Origin of the sequence: Arthrobacter sp. UYEF20 (genome assembly GCF_040546335.1) — a bacterium.
Classification (GTDB): Bacteria; Actinomycetota; Actinomycetes; order Actinomycetales; family Micrococcaceae; genus Arthrobacter.
Window position 1 is genome coordinate 33,512 of record NZ_JBEPNP010000012.1, and the last position, 17,311, is coordinate 50,822.

Annotated in this window: 14 protein-coding genes; 9 read left to right on the forward strand and 5 right to left on the reverse strand. The window is 68.1% G+C overall.

Features of this window, described 5'->3' with window-relative positions; translation table 11 throughout:
* Positions 1-19 precede the first annotated feature (19 nt).
* Both ABIB26_RS14215 and ABIB26_RS14220 read right to left on the reverse strand, forming a co-directional pair.
* A complete protein-coding gene (locus ABIB26_RS14215) occupies positions 20-2,482 on the reverse strand; it encodes a DEAD/DEAH box helicase (RefSeq protein ID WP_354244218.1) in 2,463 nt (820 codons plus the stop codon).
* Positions 2,483-2,537: 55 nt separating this feature from the next.
* On the reverse strand, positions 2,538-3,230 hold the full coding sequence (locus tag ABIB26_RS14220; protein WP_354244220.1) for a GNAT family N-acetyltransferase: 693 nt from the start codon (positions 3,228-3,230) through the stop codon (positions 2,538-2,540).
* 159 nt (positions 3,231-3,389) lie between these two features.
* Here ABIB26_RS14220 and trhO point away from each other — a divergent pair, with 159 nt between their 5' ends.
* Positions 3,390-4,283, forward strand: coding sequence for an oxygen-dependent tRNA uridine(34) hydroxylase TrhO (gene trhO / locus ABIB26_RS14225; RefSeq protein WP_354244223.1), 894 nt, complete (start codon positions 3,390-3,392; stop codon positions 4,281-4,283).
* Between the two features lie 38 nt (positions 4,284-4,321).
* On the opposite strand, the gene ABIB26_RS14230 is transcribed toward trhO, so the two are convergent.
* The 3 genes from ABIB26_RS14230 to srmL form a co-directional block, all read right to left on the reverse strand.
* Positions 4,322-4,840 carry a DUF6023 family protein gene (locus ABIB26_RS14230; protein ID WP_354244225.1) on the reverse strand — a complete coding sequence of 173 codons (519 nt, stop codon included), beginning with the start codon at positions 4,838-4,840 and terminating at the stop codon, positions 4,322-4,324.
* Positions 4,841-5,014: 174 nt separating this feature from the next.
* The gene (locus ABIB26_RS14235) at positions 5,015-5,476 is read right to left on the reverse strand and encodes a DUF6023 family protein (RefSeq protein WP_354244227.1); all 462 of its coding nucleotides are present in this window, start codon (positions 5,474-5,476) and stop codon (positions 5,015-5,017) included.
* Between the two features lie 96 nt (positions 5,477-5,572).
* Entirely contained in the window at positions 5,573-6,730 is a 1,158-nt protein-coding gene (gene srmL / locus ABIB26_RS14240) for a PheS-related mystery ligase SrmL (RefSeq protein ID WP_354244228.1), read from the reverse strand.
* A gap of 330 nt (positions 6,731-7,060) precedes the next feature.
* On the opposite strand from srmL, the gene ABIB26_RS14245 reads away from it, so the two are divergent.
* The 8 genes from ABIB26_RS14245 to ABIB26_RS14280 all read left to right on the forward strand — a co-directional run bounded on the left by ABIB26_RS14245 (position 7,061) and on the right by ABIB26_RS14280 (position 17,008).
* On the forward strand, positions 7,061-7,831 hold the full coding sequence (locus tag ABIB26_RS14245) for a MerR family transcriptional regulator (protein WP_354244230.1): 771 nt from the start codon (positions 7,061-7,063) through the stop codon (positions 7,829-7,831).
* A 35-nt stretch (positions 7,832-7,866) separates the two neighbouring features.
* Complete coding sequence (locus ABIB26_RS14250) at positions 7,867-9,504, forward strand: DUF7059 domain-containing protein (protein WP_354244233.1); 1,638 nt, start codon at positions 7,867-7,869, stop codon at positions 9,502-9,504.
* 198 nt (positions 9,505-9,702) lie between these two features.
* Positions 9,703-10,302: an ArsR/SmtB family transcription factor gene (locus ABIB26_RS14255; protein ID WP_354244236.1), complete on the forward strand. Its 600-nt coding sequence runs from the start codon at positions 9,703-9,705 to the stop codon at positions 10,300-10,302.
* A gap of 229 nt (positions 10,303-10,531) precedes the next feature.
* Positions 10,532-13,270: a type I DNA topoisomerase gene (gene topA / locus ABIB26_RS14260; protein ID WP_354244239.1), complete on the forward strand. Its 2,739-nt coding sequence runs from the start codon at positions 10,532-10,534 to the stop codon at positions 13,268-13,270.
* Positions 13,271-13,386: 116 nt separating this feature from the next.
* Entirely contained in the window at positions 13,387-13,839 is a 453-nt protein-coding gene (locus tag ABIB26_RS14265; RefSeq protein ID WP_354244242.1) for an SseB family protein, read from the forward strand.
* A 56-nt stretch (positions 13,840-13,895) separates the two neighbouring features.
* Positions 13,896-14,888, forward strand: coding sequence for a Ppx/GppA phosphatase family protein (locus ABIB26_RS14270; protein ID WP_354244245.1), 993 nt, complete (start codon positions 13,896-13,898; stop codon positions 14,886-14,888).
* 34 nt (positions 14,889-14,922) lie between these two features.
* Positions 14,923-15,429: a hypothetical protein gene (locus tag ABIB26_RS14275; RefSeq protein ID WP_354244248.1), complete on the forward strand. Its 507-nt coding sequence runs from the start codon at positions 14,923-14,925 to the stop codon at positions 15,427-15,429.
* 79 nt (positions 15,430-15,508) lie between these two features.
* The gene (locus ABIB26_RS14280; RefSeq protein WP_354244250.1) at positions 15,509-17,008 is read left to right on the forward strand and encodes an FAD-dependent monooxygenase; all 1,500 of its coding nucleotides are present in this window, start codon (positions 15,509-15,511) and stop codon (positions 17,006-17,008) included.
* The last annotated feature ends 303 nt before the right edge of the window (positions 17,009-17,311 follow it).

Consider the following 17,311-nt stretch of genomic DNA (forward strand, 5'->3'; position numbering starts at 1 on the left):
CGTCGGCCGCGGGCCGGAGTCAGGCCTGGAGCGGAGCCGCTGACCGGTCCGAGAGGCCCAGCCGGCCGTTAGGCACTCGTCCGTCGCCTGCCGGCCCGTCGCCAGGGTGCAGGCCACCAACCGGACCGGCGTCCATCCGCTCGGTGGCGTCCTTCAACAGCACATCGATGAGCGTGACGGCGGCGTCCTTCTCCAGCGGGTTGTTCTTGTTGCCGCATTTGGGCGACTGTACGCAGGACGGGCAGCCGGACTCGCATTCGCAGGCCTTGATGGCGTCGCGGGTGGCGGACAGCCACACCCTGGCCTTGTCGTAGCCGCGTTCGGCGAAGCCCGCGCCGCCCGGGTGCCCGTCGTACACGAAGATCGTGGGCACTCCGGTGTCTGCATGGATGGCAGTCGACACCCCGCCGATGTCCCAGCGGTCGCTGGAGGCAACCAGTGGCAGCAGGCCGATCGCGGCGTGTTCGGCGGCATGCAGGGCCCCGGGGAACTGCGCCTCGATCAGTCCCGCACCGGTCAGTGACCGATTGTCCATGACAAACCAGACAGCTTTGGTAAACAGGTCCCGGGCGCCCAGCTGAAGCGGTTCTTCACCGAGGATTTCATTCGAGATCAGTGCCTTGCGCTGGAAGGAGACCACCTGCGTTGTCACTTTCACGTCGCCGAAATGCACCGCGACGTCGCCCCACTGGGTGGTGCGCTGCGTCTCCAGCACCTCGATCTGGGTCACGTCCCGGGCAGTGGTGTAGTAGTCCGGGTTCGCCCGGCGCACCACCACGCAGTGATCGTCCTCGTTCAAGTCCTCCACCACGTAGCTCTCGCCCTGGTGGACATACACGGCCCCGGTGTGGGCCTGGTAATGCGTCTGCGGCGAATCCATGGTCCCCAGCAGGGAGCCGGTGTCAGCGTCCACGATGCTCACCGGACCGCCGCCGTCGGCCCGCAGGTTCACCATGGCCGCCGCACTCTGCGGGTGGGTCCAGAACCAGCCGGCGGGACGTTTGCGCAGGTAGCCCTGGGACACGAGCCGGTCCAGCAGCTTTTCCGCGGTGCCGCCAAACAGCTCCAGTTCGGCATAGCCCAGCGGCAGTTCGGCGGCGGCCGCGCACAGGTGCGGGCCCAACACATAGGGATTGGAGGGGTCGAAGACCGTCGCTTCGACCGACACGTCGAAGATCGCCTCGGGATGATTCACGAGGTAGGTATCCAGCGGGTCATCGCTCGCCACGAAGGCGGCGATGGCATCCTGACCGGCGCGCCCGGCCCGGCCGATCTGCTGGAACAACGACGCGCGGGTGCCCGGCCAGCCGGCGACGAGCACCGCGTCGAGCCCGGAGATGTCGATGCCGAGTTCCAGCGCGGAGGTGCTGGAGACGCCCAAAAGTTCGCCGGACCGCAGGGATTTCTCCAGGGCCCGCCGCTCCTCCGGGAGGTAGCCCGAGCGGTAGGCGGCGACCCGCTGCGGCAGGCTGGGATCCACCTCGTCCAGGAGCCGCTTGGTGATGGAGGCAATCGTCTCGGCGCCGCGCCGTGACTTGATAAACGCAATGGTCCGGATCCGGGAGGACACCAGATTGGCCAGCAGGTCCGCGGTTTCAGCTACCGCCGTCCGGCGCTCCTTGGCGCCATTCTCGCCGCGGAGCTCGGTCAGCGCCGGCTCCCAGAACGCGACGGTGGTGGAGCCATGCGGCGAGGAGTCCTCGGACACCGCGCGGACCGGTGCACCGATGAGCCGGCCGAAGGATGTCCCCGGCTCGGACGCGGTGGCGGAAGCGGCGATGAACACGGGGCCCGGATGCGAGCCGCCCGGGCTGTAGTAGGCGCAGATGCGGCGCAGCCGGCGCATCAGGTTGGCCACATGGGATCCGAAAACCCCGCGGTAGCTGTGGGCCTCGTCCACGATCACGTAGCGCAGCCGGCGGAAGAACCGGGCCCACCAGGCGTGGTTGGGCAGGATCCCGAAGTGCAGCATGTCCGGATTGGCCAGGATGAAGTTCGCGTGGTCCCGGATCCAGCGCCGCGACGCCGGATCGGTATCACCGTCGTAGGTTTCGGCCCGCACGGTGGGGAGTTTCAGTGCCCGGATGGCGGCCAGCTGGTCGGCCGCGAGCGCTTTGGTAGGAGAGAGGTAGAGCGTGACGGCCCCGTCGTCGTGGATCTTGCCCGGATCGGCGAGGACGCGCAGCTCGGACCGGTGGATGGCGTCGAGCGCCGGCAGCTGATAAGCCAGCGACTTGCCGGAGGCAGTTCCCGTGGCGATCACGACGTGCTCGCCGGCGTGGGCCAGCTCGGCGGCCTGGATCTGGTGGCGGTACGGCTCGTGGATCCCGAGGGAGCCGTAGGCCGCCACGAGCTCGGGATGGGCCCACTCCGGCCATGGCGCGTTGACAGCCTGGCGGGCGGGGATGGTGCGCACATGGCGGAGCTGCTCCGGGTCCGGACCACGGCCCAGCAACGGAATCAGGGACTCATGTGGGTTCACTCATCCATTCTTTCACCCGGGCTCAAATCAGCCGGGCGCGGCCTCCGGGGCGGATTCAGCCCACCGACAGGTCCGTGCCCTCGTCCGAGGCCGAGAGCAGCAGCACATTGCAGACGGTGCTCCAGCCGAGGTGGGAGTACAGTTTCTGGCCGTCCAGTGAAGCCAGCAGCAGCCCGGTTTCGACGTCGTGCTCGAATGCCTGGGCGGCCAGGGCCTTCATGATGAAGCTGCCCAGCCCGCGCCGCTGATAGCCCGGCTCGGTGACGATTTTGTCGAAGATCGCCGTGCGGTCCACGACGAAGACGCGCCCGCTGGCGGCCAGTTCCTCGCCGGCACGGACCACGGCATGGTGGGCACCCCCGGTCTGGGAAGTCGCAAGCTTGAGGTCGTCGTCGGAGAGCCAGGGGTCCTCGGAGTCCTGGGTCTCCATGTCCACGATCATCATCGTCTGGGAAGCCGACGTGACGTTGAGCCCCTGGGTCCGCGCCAACCCGGTGTAGCGCGCCACGTCGTTGGTGAAGACGGTGAGGATCCGGGCCGGCACTTCCGCGGTCCTGGTGGCCAGCTGAGCGAACTCCGAATCCGAGGGATCGTGGGCGAAATACTCCCAGTCGCGGGTTGTGTCGGCGCGCAGAGCCGCCGGGAACCGGCCCTCCCGGCGCGTCTCATAACCACGGCAGCCGGCCCAGCCGGCCACCCAGATTTCCAACAGGTGGGTAGTGTCTCCAACCATGGCGTCCACACTCATGTGATGAGCGTATTCCAGCCCCGCCACAAGCAACAGTGGCCGGGGTGGGGAACCCGCCGTGCATACGAAATTGCGACCGGGCCCCCGGGCCCGGTCCGGCCCGCCGCCGGAAGGCACCGCGTGTCCCCGCCGTTCGGCCCCTCCAGTACGCTTTAATACGTGGCTTTGAACCGAATTGTGCTCTTTTACGGCTTTACCCCTCTGCCAGACCCGGATGCCGTCCGGCTCTGGCAGCGCGCCCTGTGCGAGAAACTCGGGCTGACGGGCCGTATCATCATCTCCAAGGATGGCATCAATGCGACGGTCGGCGGCGAGCTGCCGGCGGTCAAGCAGTACGTGAAGACCACCCGCGAATACCGGGGCTTCCACGGCATCGACGTGAAATGGTCCGACGGCGGCGCCGCAGACTTCCCGCGGCTGAGCGTCAAGGTGCGGGACGAGATCGTGTCCTTCGGTGCGCCCGGCGAGCTCAAGGTGGATGGCAGCGGCGTCGTAGGCGGCGGCACGCACCTCCAGCCCACCGAACTCCACGAGCTTGTGGAGGCCAAGAAAGCCGCAGGCGACGAGGTGGTGTTCTTTGACGGACGCAACGGGTTCGAGGCCCAGATCGGCAAGTTCAAGGACGCAATCGTCCCCGACGTCGCCACCACCCACGACTTCATCAAGGAGCTCGACTCCGGAAAATACGACGCGCTCAAGGACAAGCCGGTGGTCACCTACTGCACGGGCGGCGTCCGGTGCGAAGTGCTCTCCAGCCTGATGGTGAACCGCGGCTTCAAAGAGGTCTACCAGCTCGACGGCGGGATCGTCCGCTACGGCGAGACATTCCGGGACCAGGGCCTCTGGGAAGGTTCGCTCTACGTGTTCGACAAGCGCATGCACGTCGAATTCAGCGAGGACGCAAAAACGATCGGCGAGTGCGTCCGCTGCTCGGCCCCGACCAGCAAATTCGAGAACTGTTCGAACCCGGCGTGCCGCACGCTCACCCTGTACTGCGCTGGCTGCGCCGCCAGCCCGGAGACGCTTCGCTGCCCCGAAGGCTGCGCCGCCTGACGCGTCGCCCGTGCGGTCACTGTCGGTTCGGACTGTGCTCAGATGCGGCTGACGCGGTACGCAAAGTTGGCCGGCGCATTCGCGTCCACCTTGACCTCGAGCACCGCGTCGGCGGCCAGATACACCACGTTGACCCTGGAAGTACCGCACCGGAGGCTCAGGTCCACCAGTTCGTTCTCGCCGTTGTCGATGGAAAAGGACACGCGGCGGGTACTCCGGCAGGCGAGGGTCAGCGCGTAGGTGCCCTTCGGCAGCTGGACGGTAGTCTCTTTCCGCTCCTCGTCGGCTTCCAGCGTTCCGGAGCCCGAGTGGAAGACCTGGCCCTCGGCGTCGGGCAGCACCTGCAGGACCCAGGCATCAAGTTCCGCACCGGATACGGGCTGGTTCAGGCCGGGATCCTGCGGCACTGCAGCATCCGTGAAGGCCGGTGCGGAGGGCGAGGCCCCGTCTTCATTTGACAGGCCGTCGTCATACTCGTAGGCGCAGCCGCTCAGCACCCCGCCAAGCAGCGCAAGGCAGACCACGACGGCGGATGCCGTGGTACGCGACCGCGGCATCCTTTTTCCCGGCACAGTTCCCAGCACAGGCATGCCCTGACTTTAGGGTCGGCGGAACGAATTGGCCAGAGTCGAACGGCCTAGTCAGGAAACGCCGCGTGGGGTTCCCGGTGGCAGGCAGGCCCCCGAGCCTGCGGCTGGGGCCGGGAACGCAGGGCTGCTGCACGGCGCGCGTCAGCTGGCGCGCGTCAGCTGGTAGGCATAGATCAGCGGGGCGTCCACGCTGGCCGTCCTGATCTGCACAGTACCTGCGGCCAGCACCTCGATCCGCGCCGTCTCCCTGCTGCCGTTGCACGCCGCACCCGCCTCGGTGAGTTGGTGTCCGTCCAGGGAGACATCGAAGAAGGCCTTGCCTCCGCCGTCGCAGCTGACGGTCAGGGTGTAGCTGCCGGCCGGGACTCCTGTGGCCGTCTTGACGATCGGATTCCGGTCGAGGATCTTGCCCGCGTCCTCCAGCACAATCCCGCTGGCCGAAGGCAGGGCGGTGGCCTTCCACGCCGGTACATCGGCGGATTCGATGGAGCCAGCGGGTGAGCATGCTGAGGCGGCGAGTACGACGGCGGCGCCGGCGGCCGCGCCGGCGAATCGCCGCCGCAGCATCGGGTGGCCGAGGAGTCGGACGGTACGGAAAGGCATTCCTCCAATTTACCGCGTGCGGACGCCGGCCCCGGCCCCGGCCCCGCCCCGGCGCAGGGGCGTCCGCCGTTTCCACTTTGGACGCCCCTGCCTGCCCTAGCCCGCAATCAGTTCGAGCACTTCCCCCCGGTGCAACGCGAGGTACACCCTGTCGCGCAGGCGGTTCGCCTCCTCATCCGTAAGCGTCCGGTCCAGCGGCTGCAGCACCAGGCGGAGGAGCACGTTCACCTGCCCCGGCGCCATCCGAAGGCGTTCGACCGCCGCTGCCGGCAGTTTGTCCGCCGGTGTCACCGCCTTGATCTCCAGGGCGGCGAGCACCTCGGCCTCCGTTCCGAGGACGGTGCGGGCCAGGTCGCCCAGCAGCTCGATGTCGGCGTCTTGCGCTGTTCCGAGGACGAGGGAAAGATCGCGCCGGACCTCGGGCAGGGCAGATACCGGGCGGTAAGGGTGTAGATCCAGCATCTGCGCCCGGACGTCGGGGTTCGCCGAGCGCAGGAGCCGGATGTCGGTGATGCCCTTGCGCAGCATCACTGCGCGGTCCAGCCCCAGGCCAAGGGCGAGCCCGGCCCAGCGTCCGGGGTTCAGCCCGGAGCCGCGCAGGATCTGCGACCCCACGAGTCCGCACTCGGCCAGCTCAAGCCACTCCCGGCTGCCGTCAGGCTGCGTGAGGAGCATATCCAGCTGCTGGCCGCCGTCCGTGTAACTGTGGTTCGCCGGGGTGGCCCGCCACTGCACGTCCGGGTACCGGGAGGGCGGCAGCACGGCCTCCACCACGGCGGCCATCATCCTGTGCAGTTCGGCCGGACCGAGGAGGCCGCGCGCCTTGAGCCGCCAGAGGTCCACCTGGTGCGGGGCGCCCACATGGGTGCGGTCGATCGAGTCCCGCCGGTACACCAGCCCGGGCAGGACGTGCAGCCGGTCGTAGTGGCCGAGTTCGCCGCGGAGCGAGTCCAGCAGTGCCGGCATGCCGGCGGACGTATGGCTGCGCAGCATCACTGTGGGGCTCACGTGCCGCGAGTAGCGCGAGTCCCTCGTCACGTCGTCGGGGGAGTAGCCCAGCCGGTCGTAGTTGTCGGCCGTCGCGACGAGGGGGCTGAGCCGGTGCGTCGAGGTCTCAACATGCCAGAGCCGCTCGAGGCCTCCCGTCACCTCCTCCAGCAGCAGCTGCAGGGCGTGGGGGCCGGCGGCGGGATCGCTGAGGTCGCGGAGTTCCAGGGCGGAATGCAACTCGGCAGTGGTCAGGTATTTCTTCATGATGGGGTCCTTAAGGTCGGGGCTGGAAGCGGGAATTCACCCTCAGCCGCTGCACCGGACGGACCCCGGCGGCTGCAGTTATGCGCGCGTCACGTAGCCCGTGCGGCCGGAAAGGGGCCGAGGGCTAATAAATCGCTGCTGTATCTGCATGGCTCCATGGTACGGCAGGCCGCTGTCGGGGCCGGTTCCTCCCGGGGGCATTTCTGCACGGGGAGCGCCGTCGTCGTAGGGCCGCCGTTCCGCCCGCCGGCCGACCCCCTTGACCTTGACGTAACGTCAAGCTTTAGAGTCGGGTCACAGGCAGAAAAGATCCGGGAGGAGGCCCGCCACATGGACTGGTCCGTGCAACAGATCGCGAAGCTCGCCGGCACCACGAGCCGGACGCTGCGCCACTACGACGACGTCGGGCTGCTCAAGCCCAGCCGCACCGGCAACAACGGCTACCGGTACTACGATCACGGCGCTCTCGTGCGGCTGCAGCGCATTCTGCTCCTGCGCGAGCTCGGACTGGGGCTGGCTGCGGTGGCCGAGGTTATCGGCCACGAAGCGGATGCGGAAAGGGCCCTGGGCCGCCATCTGGAGTGGCTCCGGCAGGAACAGGACAGGCTGGCCCGGCAGATCGCCTCGGTCCAGCAAACCATTGAAGCAGTGAAAGAAGGAGGAGAGATCATGGCAGAAAAGATGTTCGACGGCTTTGACCACACCCAGTACAAGGAGGAGGTGGAAGAGCGCTGGGGCCAGGAAGCCTATGTCACGTCCGACGCCTGGTGGCGCGGCATGGGCACGGCCGAGAAGGACGCGTGGAAGCGGCGCTCGGCCCAGTTGGGGAGCGACTGGACCGCGGCGGCGGAGTCGGGCGTAGCGGCGGACAGCCCGGAGGCCCAGGACCTGGCCCGGCGCCAGGTGGAGTGGCTCACCGGCATCCCGGGGACGCCCGCGGCGGCACCCGCCACAGGCAGCAACAGCGACCTCAAGGGCTACGTGGCCGGCCTCGGCGAGATGTACGTGGCGGATCCCCGCTTCGCCGCGAACTACGGCGGCGAGGCCGGGGCGGCCTTCGTCCGCGACGCCCTGCGGATCTACGCGGGGAAGCACCTCTAGCCGGAAGGCCTGCGCGGCGCGACTAAACTTGTCCGGTGACTGACTCCACGCAATTCACGGCCGGCAACACCCCCGACGCTCCCCGCAGCGACCTTCCCGGCCTGCTCGGGGCGCTGGCCTCTGACCTGCGGACCATCCGCTACACCGTCGACGGAGTGGCGGATCTGCTCGGCGAGGCCGCGCATTCCGCCCTGAGCCGGGACCAGCTCATCCCCGCGCTGATCGTCACCGATCGTGCCGCTCACGGGGAGCCGACGACGGCGGCGCTTGCCGCCGTCGTACGCCTGTGGCTGCTGGCCGAGCCGCAGCGGGCGGAGACGCTCGACGCCGCCCTTCCCGGCACGCGCACGGAAGGCCTGCTGGAGCTGGGCCTCGTGGAGCCGTCCGCCGAGGGCCTGGTGCAGGCGCGGGCGGACCTGCGGCCCTACGGCTGGGACGGCGCGGCCGGGACTGATACCGACGACGGCGGCGGGGCGGAGCTGTGGGTGGCCAGCGACCTCGCGGCCCACCAGAGCGCCGGCGTGCTGCGCCACGACCACGTGCTGGGGATCGGTCAGGCCTCCACCACCCTGGTGCAGGTCACGGCCCGCCGGCATGTGGCCCGGGCGCTTGATCTCGGGACCGGCTGCGGCATCCAGACCTTCCACCTGCTGCACCACGCGGAGCATGTGACAGCGACCGACATCTCCGAACGCGCCCTGGCGTTCACGCGCTTCAACCTGCTGCTCAACGCCGAAGAGCTGCACGTGGATCCGGCCGACCTTGAGAGCCGGGTGAGCCTGCGGCTGGGTTCGCTGCTCGAACCCGTGGCGGGAGAGGAATTCGAGCTCGTGGTCTCCAACCCGCCGTTCGTCATCACGCCCCGCAGCACCGGGGAGGCCGCCGCGGACCAGTTCACCTACCGCGACGGCGGCCTCCCCGGCGACGGCATCGTCGCCTCGCTCGTCCGGGCGCTGCCCTCGGTTCTCGCCCCCGGCGGAACAGCCCAGCTCCTGGGCAACTGGGAGATCCCCGCGGGCTCGTCCTGGGCCGGCCGGCCGCAGAGTTGGGCCAGCCCGGACGCCGATGTGTGGTTCATCCAGCGCGAACGGGTGGGTCCGGAGCAGTACGCCGAGACCTGGCTGCAGGACGCCTCCGAGGCCCGCGACCGGCGGCTCTACCAGGACTCCTATGCGGCGTACCTGGACGACTTCGCCTCCCGGAGTGTCCAGGCCATCGGGTTCGGGATGATCTGGCTGCGCCGTCCGGCGGAAGGCTCCAAACCGGTGATCTCCCGCTTCGAGGAGATCACCTACCCGATCGAACAGCCCGTCGGACCGCATCTGGGCGCCGCCGTCGAACGCGCCGACTGGCTGGCCGCCCACGAGCTGGCGGACGCGCACCTCCTGGTCGCCGAAGACGTCACCGAGGAACGGCACCAGCGCCCCGGCGCCGAACACCCCGGCGTCATCCTGCTGCGCCAGGGTGCCGGGCTGCGCCGCACCAACCTGCTGAGCACCGAGCTCGCCGGCCTTGTCTCAGCGTGCGACGGCGACCTGTCCGTCGGGCAGATTGTCGGCGCCCTCGAGGCGCTGCTGGGTGGAGACGACGGCTTCGACGCAGAGACCTTCCGCAGCGGGCTGCTCAGCGACGTGGGGAACCTGGTCCGCGACGGCTTCCTGCTGCCCGCCTGACGCTTCGGCGGCGGCCGGCGGCCGGCGGCCGGCTGCCGCAGCGACCGCCGCGGCAGCACCTTTCGCGGCATGATGTGTCAAGCATTTCTTTCATAGTGTGGCGGTGCTCGATAGACTGGTTCCGTGAATGCAGAAACCCCAATGGCGGAGTCGCCGGATCCGCCGGCCGCCAAACGCCGGCAGCGTCCGGACAAGTAGGTGGAAATCACCGATCCGAAGGCGATCCGGGCACTGGCCCACGCCGCCCGGCTGGAGGTCATTTCCGAGCTGTACTCCACCCAGGTGAGCCGGACCGCCACCGAACTCGCCGCGCAGACCGGCCTCACGCCGAGCGCCATGAGCTACCACCTGCGCGCCCTGCAGAAGTGGGGAATAGTGGTTCCGGCAGCCACCGCCGGCGATGCCCGGGAACGCCGCTGGAAAGCCGCGGGGACCGATTTCACCATCAACTCCGGCGGGGGAGTGGCGAGCCCGGAATTCGCCGTGCTGGACCTCGAGCTGGACGCCTTCCGCCGCCGCGTCAATGCCTACGCCAAGACCCGGGACGAGCGGCGCCGGCGCGGCGAACCCGCGGATTCCTCCGTGGTGCTGGCCAGCAACCTGCTGTACTTGACGCCGGCCCAGCGGACCGAGCTGACGGAGAAAATCTTCGGCCTCCTGCGCGGCTATGAGCTCGAGGACCCCGACCATGTGCCCGAGGAGGCGGAAAGGATGGCCACTATGTGGTCCATGATTCCGGATGACCGCGGCAGGGCGCCTGCCGCACCGGCCGCACCGGCCCGGGTGGCCCGCAGTTGACTGGGCCCGCACCTGGCAAAGGCCCGCACCTGACAAAGGCCCGGCGCGGGCCCTGATCCGGGCCCCGTGAACCGGCCGCCCGGCGGCCACGGACCGTCGTTTCATTAAGCCCGGAAGTCGAGGCGGGAGACCTGCGTTTTCCACCTGAATGCGCGGGAATCCCCAAAATATGGTGAACTAGGCGGGTATGGGCGCATCTGCCCGAGCAACCTTTTTCTGTAGGAGCACCGTGCCAAGCAAGGCCAAAACCGGCAAGAAACTCGTGATTGTCGAGTCTCCCGCCAAGAGCAAGACCATCGCCAAGTACCTCGGCGAGGGCTTCATCGTTGAGGCCTCCATCGGTCACATCCGCGACCTCCCGCAGCCCTCGGAGCTCCCCGCGGACCTGAAGAAGACCCCGCTGGGCAAGTTCGCCGTCGACATTGAAAACGACTTCAAGCCGTATTACGTGGTGTCCCCGGACAAGAAGAAAAAGGTCGCCGAGCTCAAGGCGCAGCTCAAAGACGCCGACGCTCTCTATCTCGCAACCGATGGGGACCGCGAGGGCGAGGCCATCGCGTGGCACCTGCTGGAAGTGCTCAAGCCCAAGGTCCCGGTCTACCGGATGACCTTCGGTGAAATCACCAAGGAAGCCATCCACCGCGCCATGGACAACCTGCGCGACGTGGACCAGGACCTCGTGGACGCGCAGGAGACCCGCCGGGTGCTGGACCGCCTCTACGGCTACGAGATTTCCCCGGTGCTGTGGCGCAAGGTGGCCCGCGGACTCTCCGCCGGCAGGGTGCAGTCGGTGGTGACCCGCATGGTGGTGGACCGCGAGCGTGAGCGGATGGCCTTCAAGTCCGCCTCCTACTGGGACCTGACGGGCCAGTTCGGCGCCGGATCCGGTTCCTTCAAAGCCAAACTCGCCGCCGTCGACGGCGCCAAGGTGGCCAGCGGCCGCGATTTCAACGACGACGGCGAGCTCACCTCGCGCAACGCCGTGCACCTCAACGAGGAGCTCGCCACCTCGCTGGCGGAAGGCCTGCAGTCCGCTGACTTCCGCGTCCGCTCCGTCGACACCAAGCCGTACACCCGCCGTCCAGCCGCCCCGTTCACCACCTCCACGCTGCAGCAGGAGGCCGGCCGCAAGCTGCGCTTCTCCTCGAAGAGCACCATGCAGGTTGCCCAGCGCCTCTACGAAAACGGCTACATCACCTATATGCGTACGGACTCGTCCGCGCTGAGCAACGAGGCCGTCACAGCCGCACGGCGCCAGGCCTCCGAGCTGTACGGCCCGGAGTACGTGCCGGCGTCCCCGCGGGTCTACAGCAGCAAGGCGGCCAACGCGCAGGAGGCCCACGAGGCCATCCGTCCCGCCGGTGACTCCTTCCGCACCCCGGCCCAGGTCGCCAAGCAGCTCTCCGGCGACGAATTCCGGCTCTACGAGCTGATCTGGAAGCGCACCGTCGCCTCGCAGATGGCCGACGCCAAGGGCTCCACCGCCACGATCCGCCTCGGCGCGGTGACTGTAGGTGGCGCCGCCAGCGGCCGCGACGCCGAATTCTCGGCGTCGGGCACCGTCATCACCTTCCCCGGCTTCCTCGCCGCCTACGAAGAAGGCAAGGACGAAAGCCGCGTCGACGACGAATCCGAGGAAGCACGCCGGCTGCCGAACGTGGCCAAGGACGACGTGCTCACCGCCGCGGAGATCGTCGCCGTCGGACACGAGACCTCCCCGCCGCCGCGCTTCACGGAAGCGTCGCTGACCGCCGAGCTGGAGAAGAAGGGCATCGGACGCCCGTCCACCTATGCCTCCACCATCTCCACCATCCAGGACCGCGGCTACGTCCGGAAGCAGGGCTCCGCGCTGGTCCCGAGCTGGGTCGCGTTCTCCGTGATCCGGCTCCTCGAGCAGCACTTCAAGGACTACGTGGACTACGAGTTCACAGCGGACATGGAAGCCGATCTGGACAAGATCGCCAACGGCCAGGCAGGGGGCCCCGCCTGGCTCAAGCACTTCTACTTCGGTGAAGACTCCGAACCCGGCCTGCTGAGCATCGTGAACAACCTCGGCGAAATCGATGCCCGGGACATCAACTCCATTCCCATTACGGACAGCATCACACTGCGCGTCGGCAAGTTCGGGCCGTACCTGGAGAGTTCCATCGCCACCGTGGATCCCGAGACTGGTGAGGTGGTTGAAGCCGCCCGCGCCAACGTCCCCGAGGACCTGGCTCCGGACGAACTCACGGCCGCTAAGGCGATCGAGCTGATGGAGACCGCTGCCCCCGAGGAGCGGGTACTCGGCGCGGACCCGCACACCGGGCACACCGTCGTCGCCAAGAATGGCCGCTACGGCGCCTACGTCACCGAGGTCATCCCCGAGATGACCGAGGAGCAGCTCTCCAACCAGCCTGTGGAGTACTACAAGAACGGCAAGCCGAAGCCGCCGAAGAAGCCCGTCAAGGCCAAGCCGCGCACCGGGTCCTTGTTCGCCTCGATGGGTGTCGACACGGTCACCCTGGACGAGGCCCTGCAGCTCATGAGCCTGCCCCGGGTGCTCGGCCAGGACGCCGAAGGCAACCCGATCACGGTCCAGAACGGCCGCTTCGGCCCGTACCTGAAGAAGGGCACGGACTCCCGGTCCATCGGTTCGGAGGAGGAAATCTTCACGATCACGCTGGAACAGGCACTGGAGATCTACTCGCAGCCGAAGCAGCGCGGGGCCCGCGCGGCCGTCCCTCCGCTGGCGGAGTTCGGCCCGGACCCGGTCTCGGAGAAGAACATCGTGGTCAAGGAAGGCCGCTTCGGCCCGTACATCACCGACGGCGTCACCAACATCACCGTGCCGCGCACAACTTCGCTGGAGGAACTGACGCGGGAACACGCCGTCGAACTCCTCGCGGAGAAGCGCGCCAAGGGGCCGGTCAAGCGCACGACGACGGCCCGCAAGGCCCCCGCCCGCAAGGCCGCGGCCAAGAAGTAGGGGTGCCGCCGGATTCGCCGGAGGGGCGCGGGTTCGCCGGGAGTTCCCGGCGAACCCGGCGGCTGTCCGGCGAATCCGTGTTTGCGGTGCCGGGCCCAACGTGATCGAGTAGGAACATGACTGAACAGCCCGATCACCTGGAACCGCAGCCGCTGAACGAACTCGAGGAGGAGCTCGCCCGGGGCGAGCAACCTGACGCGAACCCGGTGGACGTCATCCTCGCCTTCCTCAACAACGAGGTCTACGTCGTCAGCTCCGACGCGCTCGCAGGCCCCGATGCCCAGGTCGAACCGCTCGTGCTGGCGAACTCCGCCGGACAGCCCGTCCTGGCTGTGTTTTCGCACCCGAGCCGGGTCGCCGAGCAGTACCTCGCGGCCGCTCCCAACGTGCTCGGTACGCAGGGCGCCGCGGTCCTGGGCAACCTTGGGGATGAACTCGGCATGGTCATCAACCCCGGTGCCGCCTTCGGCTTCGAAATCGATAAGGAAGGCGTGGCTAACATCCGCCGCGACTTCAAGCCCGCCGAAGACCCGGGAGATGCTCCCGGACAGGATGGCGAGCAGGCCTGATGGCGGTTAGCTGACGGCGGTTAGGCCAGCCGCCTCACCGGGGGAATAATGGCAGCATGCGTCTAGGCGTCCTCGATATCGGCTCAAATACCGTCCACCTCCTGCTGGTCGACGCGCATCCGGGCGCGCGCCCGGTGCCGTTCGCCTCGCATAAGCGCCCGCTGTCCCTCGTCCAGTTCCTCGACGGCGAAGGCAACATCAATGACGCCGGCCAGCATGAGCTGAGCGAGTTTGTCCTCGAAGCGTGGGAATTCGCGGCCAAGCACAAAGCCGACGACCTCCTGGCTTTCTGCACCTCGGCGATCCGCGAGGCCACGAACGGGCCGGCTGTACTGGCCCGCGTCAAGCATGAGACCACCGTGACGCTCCAGGAACTGACCGGCAGCGAGGAAGCGTCGATGACGTTCTTCGCGGTCCGCCGCTGGTACGGCTGGGGCGCCGGACCCATCCTGGACCTGGATATCGGCGGCGGCTCGTTCGAGATGGCGTATGGGCAGGATGAACTCCCCGAACTCGCGATGTCCGTCCCGCTCGGAGCAAGCCGGCTCACCCGGGACTGGCTGCACGAGGACCCGCCCTCGGCCAGGAGCGTCAAGGAACTTCGCCGCTATATCCGGGCCACGCTAAAGCCGGTGGTACGGAACTTCGAGGGGCTGGGCAAGGCGAACCTCGTGGCAGGTACGTCCAAGACATTCCGCTCGCTGGCCCGGATCGCCGGGGCCGCGCCCAGCGCCGCGGGCCCGTACGTCAAACGGGAACTGTTCGCCACGGACCTGGGACTCTGGGCGCAGCGCATCTCGGCCATGGAGGTGGAGGACCGGCTGCACCTCCCCGGTGTCTCTGAAGCCCGGGCACCCCAGCTGCTGGCAGGGGCACTCGTGGCGGAAGCGGCCCTTGAGTTGTTCGAGTTCCCGAGCATGGAAATCTGCCCCTGGGCACTGCGTGAAGGACTCATTCTCCGGCGCCTGGACCAGCTGGTCTTCGACCGGCCGCTGGAGCCCGCGCCGCATGTGGGCCTGGCACTGTCCGCCGAGCGTGCAGGAACTTGAGTCCCTGAACCGGCATCGGGGGTAGATTGTGGGCATGGGACAGATTTCCTCGGACCGTCGAGATGTGCTCGCTGATCGGCTTTTGGGTGTCGCGGAGTTCAGCCACGCGCACTGGTTCTTTGGCAACCTCTATGAGGCCCTCGTCAAAATCCCGCACCGGGTCGCGGCCTCGGAAGCAAGCAGTGAACTCCCGCGGTCCCCCTTTGGGGCGGGAAGCCCCGGCCGCTACTACGCCCCGATCGCCCCGATCAACGCCCCAGCCGCCGTCGCTGCCCTCGTGGCAGGTTGGCATCATTCCAACAGCAGGGTCTGGCTGATCGTGGCTGCCGCCAGCTCCACGACGGGTGCGGCCGCTACAGCGTACCTGCTCCGGTCCATCAACCCCAAGCTGTTCTTCAGCCCGCAACCGCTTAGCGAGATGCGCCGCAAACCCCTGTTGAAGCGGTGGTACAGGGTCCACGCCCTCAGGCTTACCGCCAGCGCCGTTGCCCTGGCCGCCATCCACCAGGCCCGGACAATCCGGCTCCGAAGCCGCGGATAGGACTCCCACCCTGGAGGCCGGCCACGCTGGTGTGTTGGGGTGGCAATGACCGGAGTGTGGCAATGACCGGAGTGTGGCGGTGACCGAGCATACGGTGGTGATCGTCGGCGGAGGGCCGACAGGACTCATGCTGGCGGGCGAGCTGGCGTTGGCGGGTGTCGACGCCGTCATCGTCGAGCGGCGCGCCAGCCAGGACCTCGCCGGCTCGCGCGCAGGCGGTCTGCACTCGCGCACCATCGAGGTCCTCGATCAGCGCGGGATCGCTGATCGGTTCCTCTCGGAGGGACAGGTGGCTCAGGTCGCGGGCTTCGCCGGGACCCGGTTGGACATCAGCGACTTTCCCACCCGGCACCCCTACGGGCTCGGGCTGTGGCAGAACCACATCGAGCGCATACTGGCCGGCTGGGTCGGGGAACTGGCGGTGACGATCTATCGCGGACGTGAGGTGACCGGTATCGCGCAGGACGGCACCGGCGTTGATGTCGAGCTGTCCGACGGCGAGTCGCTGCGGGCCGAATATCTCGTCGGGTGCGACGGAGGACGCAGCCTGATCCGTAAAGCGGCCGGCATCGAGTTCCCCGGGTGGGATCCGACCACCAGCAGCCTGATCGCCGAGGTCGAGGTGGCCGAGGAGCCGGAATTGGGCATCCGCCGCAATGCCTTTGGCGTCCACTCCTTCGGCAGGTTGGCGTACGAGATCCGCGACGGCGAGGTGGTCTACAAGGATGAAGGCCCGGTAGGGGTCATGGTGACCGAAGAGCACGTCGGACCCACGAGCGAACCCACCCTGCGCGACCTCAGCGAGGCGCTCATCGCCGTGTACGGGACCGATTACGGGATCCACAGCCCCACCTGGATCTCCAGGTTCACCGATATGACGCGGCAGGCCGCGGCCTACCGGGACAGGCGGGTCCTCCTGGCCGGCGACGCCGCGCACGTGCATGCCCCGGACGGTGGACAGGGCCTCAATACCGGTGTGCAGGATGCGGTGAATCTGGGATGGAAGCTGGCCCAGGTGGTCAACCGGACAGCCCCGGAAAGCCTCCTGGACACCTACCACGCCGAGCGTCACCCGGTCGCTGCCCGCGTGCTGCGCAACACGATGGCGCAAGTCGCGCTTCGCCGCCCGGACGACCGCATCAAGGCCGTGGGCGAGGTCATCGCCGAGCTGCTCAGCATGGAGGAGCCGCGCAAGCGATTCGCCGCGATGCAGTCCGGCCTGGACATCCATTACGGCGTCGGCGAGGGGCACCCGCTGCTCGGACGCCGCATGCCCGATCTCGACCTCGTCACCGCCGACGGGCCTCTGCGGGTCTTCACCCTGCTGCACCATGCCCGGCCGGTGCTGCTCAACCTCGGCGAGCCCGGCGGCTTCGACACCACTCCATGGGCAGATCGGGTTCAGGTGATCGACGCCAAATATCTTGGTACGTGGGAGCTTCCGGCACTCGGGGCGGTCACTGCTCCCACCGCCGTGTTGATTCGGCCCGACGGATATGTGGCCTGGGTGGGAGACCTAACCCAGCTGGGCCTCGCTGACGCGCTAGCCACTTGGTTCGGACCGCCTACCGCGCCGTAGCGCACCCTTCAACTCACGATTGCCCTCCGCGCAGACGACTTCGAAAAATGACAGCCGGGGTTAAATGAGTAAGCGCCGGGCGGCTCCGCGGAAGGAACTGGGGGGATCTCTACCGCGGCCGCCCGGCGCTACTATCATCACTCGCGCCTTGGTTGAGGAGGCACTCTCCAAGCTATACGCCGAGCTTGGGTTTTCCAGCAGATTTACCTGTGCATTGGCTGGCAGGCTGATTTCGGTGGCATCCGTTCCGGAGACGCCAGCCGGGCCGCGCCCGAAGTGCGGTTTAACGGCGAAGGCACCGGC

Excerpts from the sequence above, each read along its gene's own strand:
- srmL (WP_354244228.1), bottom strand. The coding sequence starts at position 6,730 with ATGAAGAAATACCTGACCACTGCCGAGTTGCATTCCGCCCTGGAACTC.
- ABIB26_RS14230 (WP_354244225.1), bottom strand. The coding sequence starts at position 4,840 with ATGCCGCGGTCGCGTACCACGGCATCCGCCGTCGTGGTCTGCCTTGCG.
- ABIB26_RS14265 (WP_354244242.1), top strand. The coding sequence starts at position 13,387 with ATGACTGAACAGCCCGATCACCTGGAACCGCAGCCGCTGAACGAACTC.
- ABIB26_RS14220 (WP_354244220.1), bottom strand. The coding sequence starts at position 3,230 with ATGAGTGTGGACGCCATGGTTGGAGACACTACCCACCTGTTGGAAATC.
- ABIB26_RS14275 (WP_354244248.1), top strand. The coding sequence starts at position 14,923 with ATGGGACAGATTTCCTCGGACCGTCGAGATGTGCTCGCTGATCGGCTT.
- ABIB26_RS14270 (WP_354244245.1), top strand. The coding sequence starts at position 13,896 with ATGCGTCTAGGCGTCCTCGATATCGGCTCAAATACCGTCCACCTCCTG.
- ABIB26_RS14245 (WP_354244230.1), top strand. The coding sequence starts at position 7,061 with ATGGACTGGTCCGTGCAACAGATCGCGAAGCTCGCCGGCACCACGAGC.
- ABIB26_RS14235 (WP_354244227.1), bottom strand. The coding sequence starts at position 5,476 with ATGCCTTTCCGTACCGTCCGACTCCTCGGCCACCCGATGCTGCGGCGG.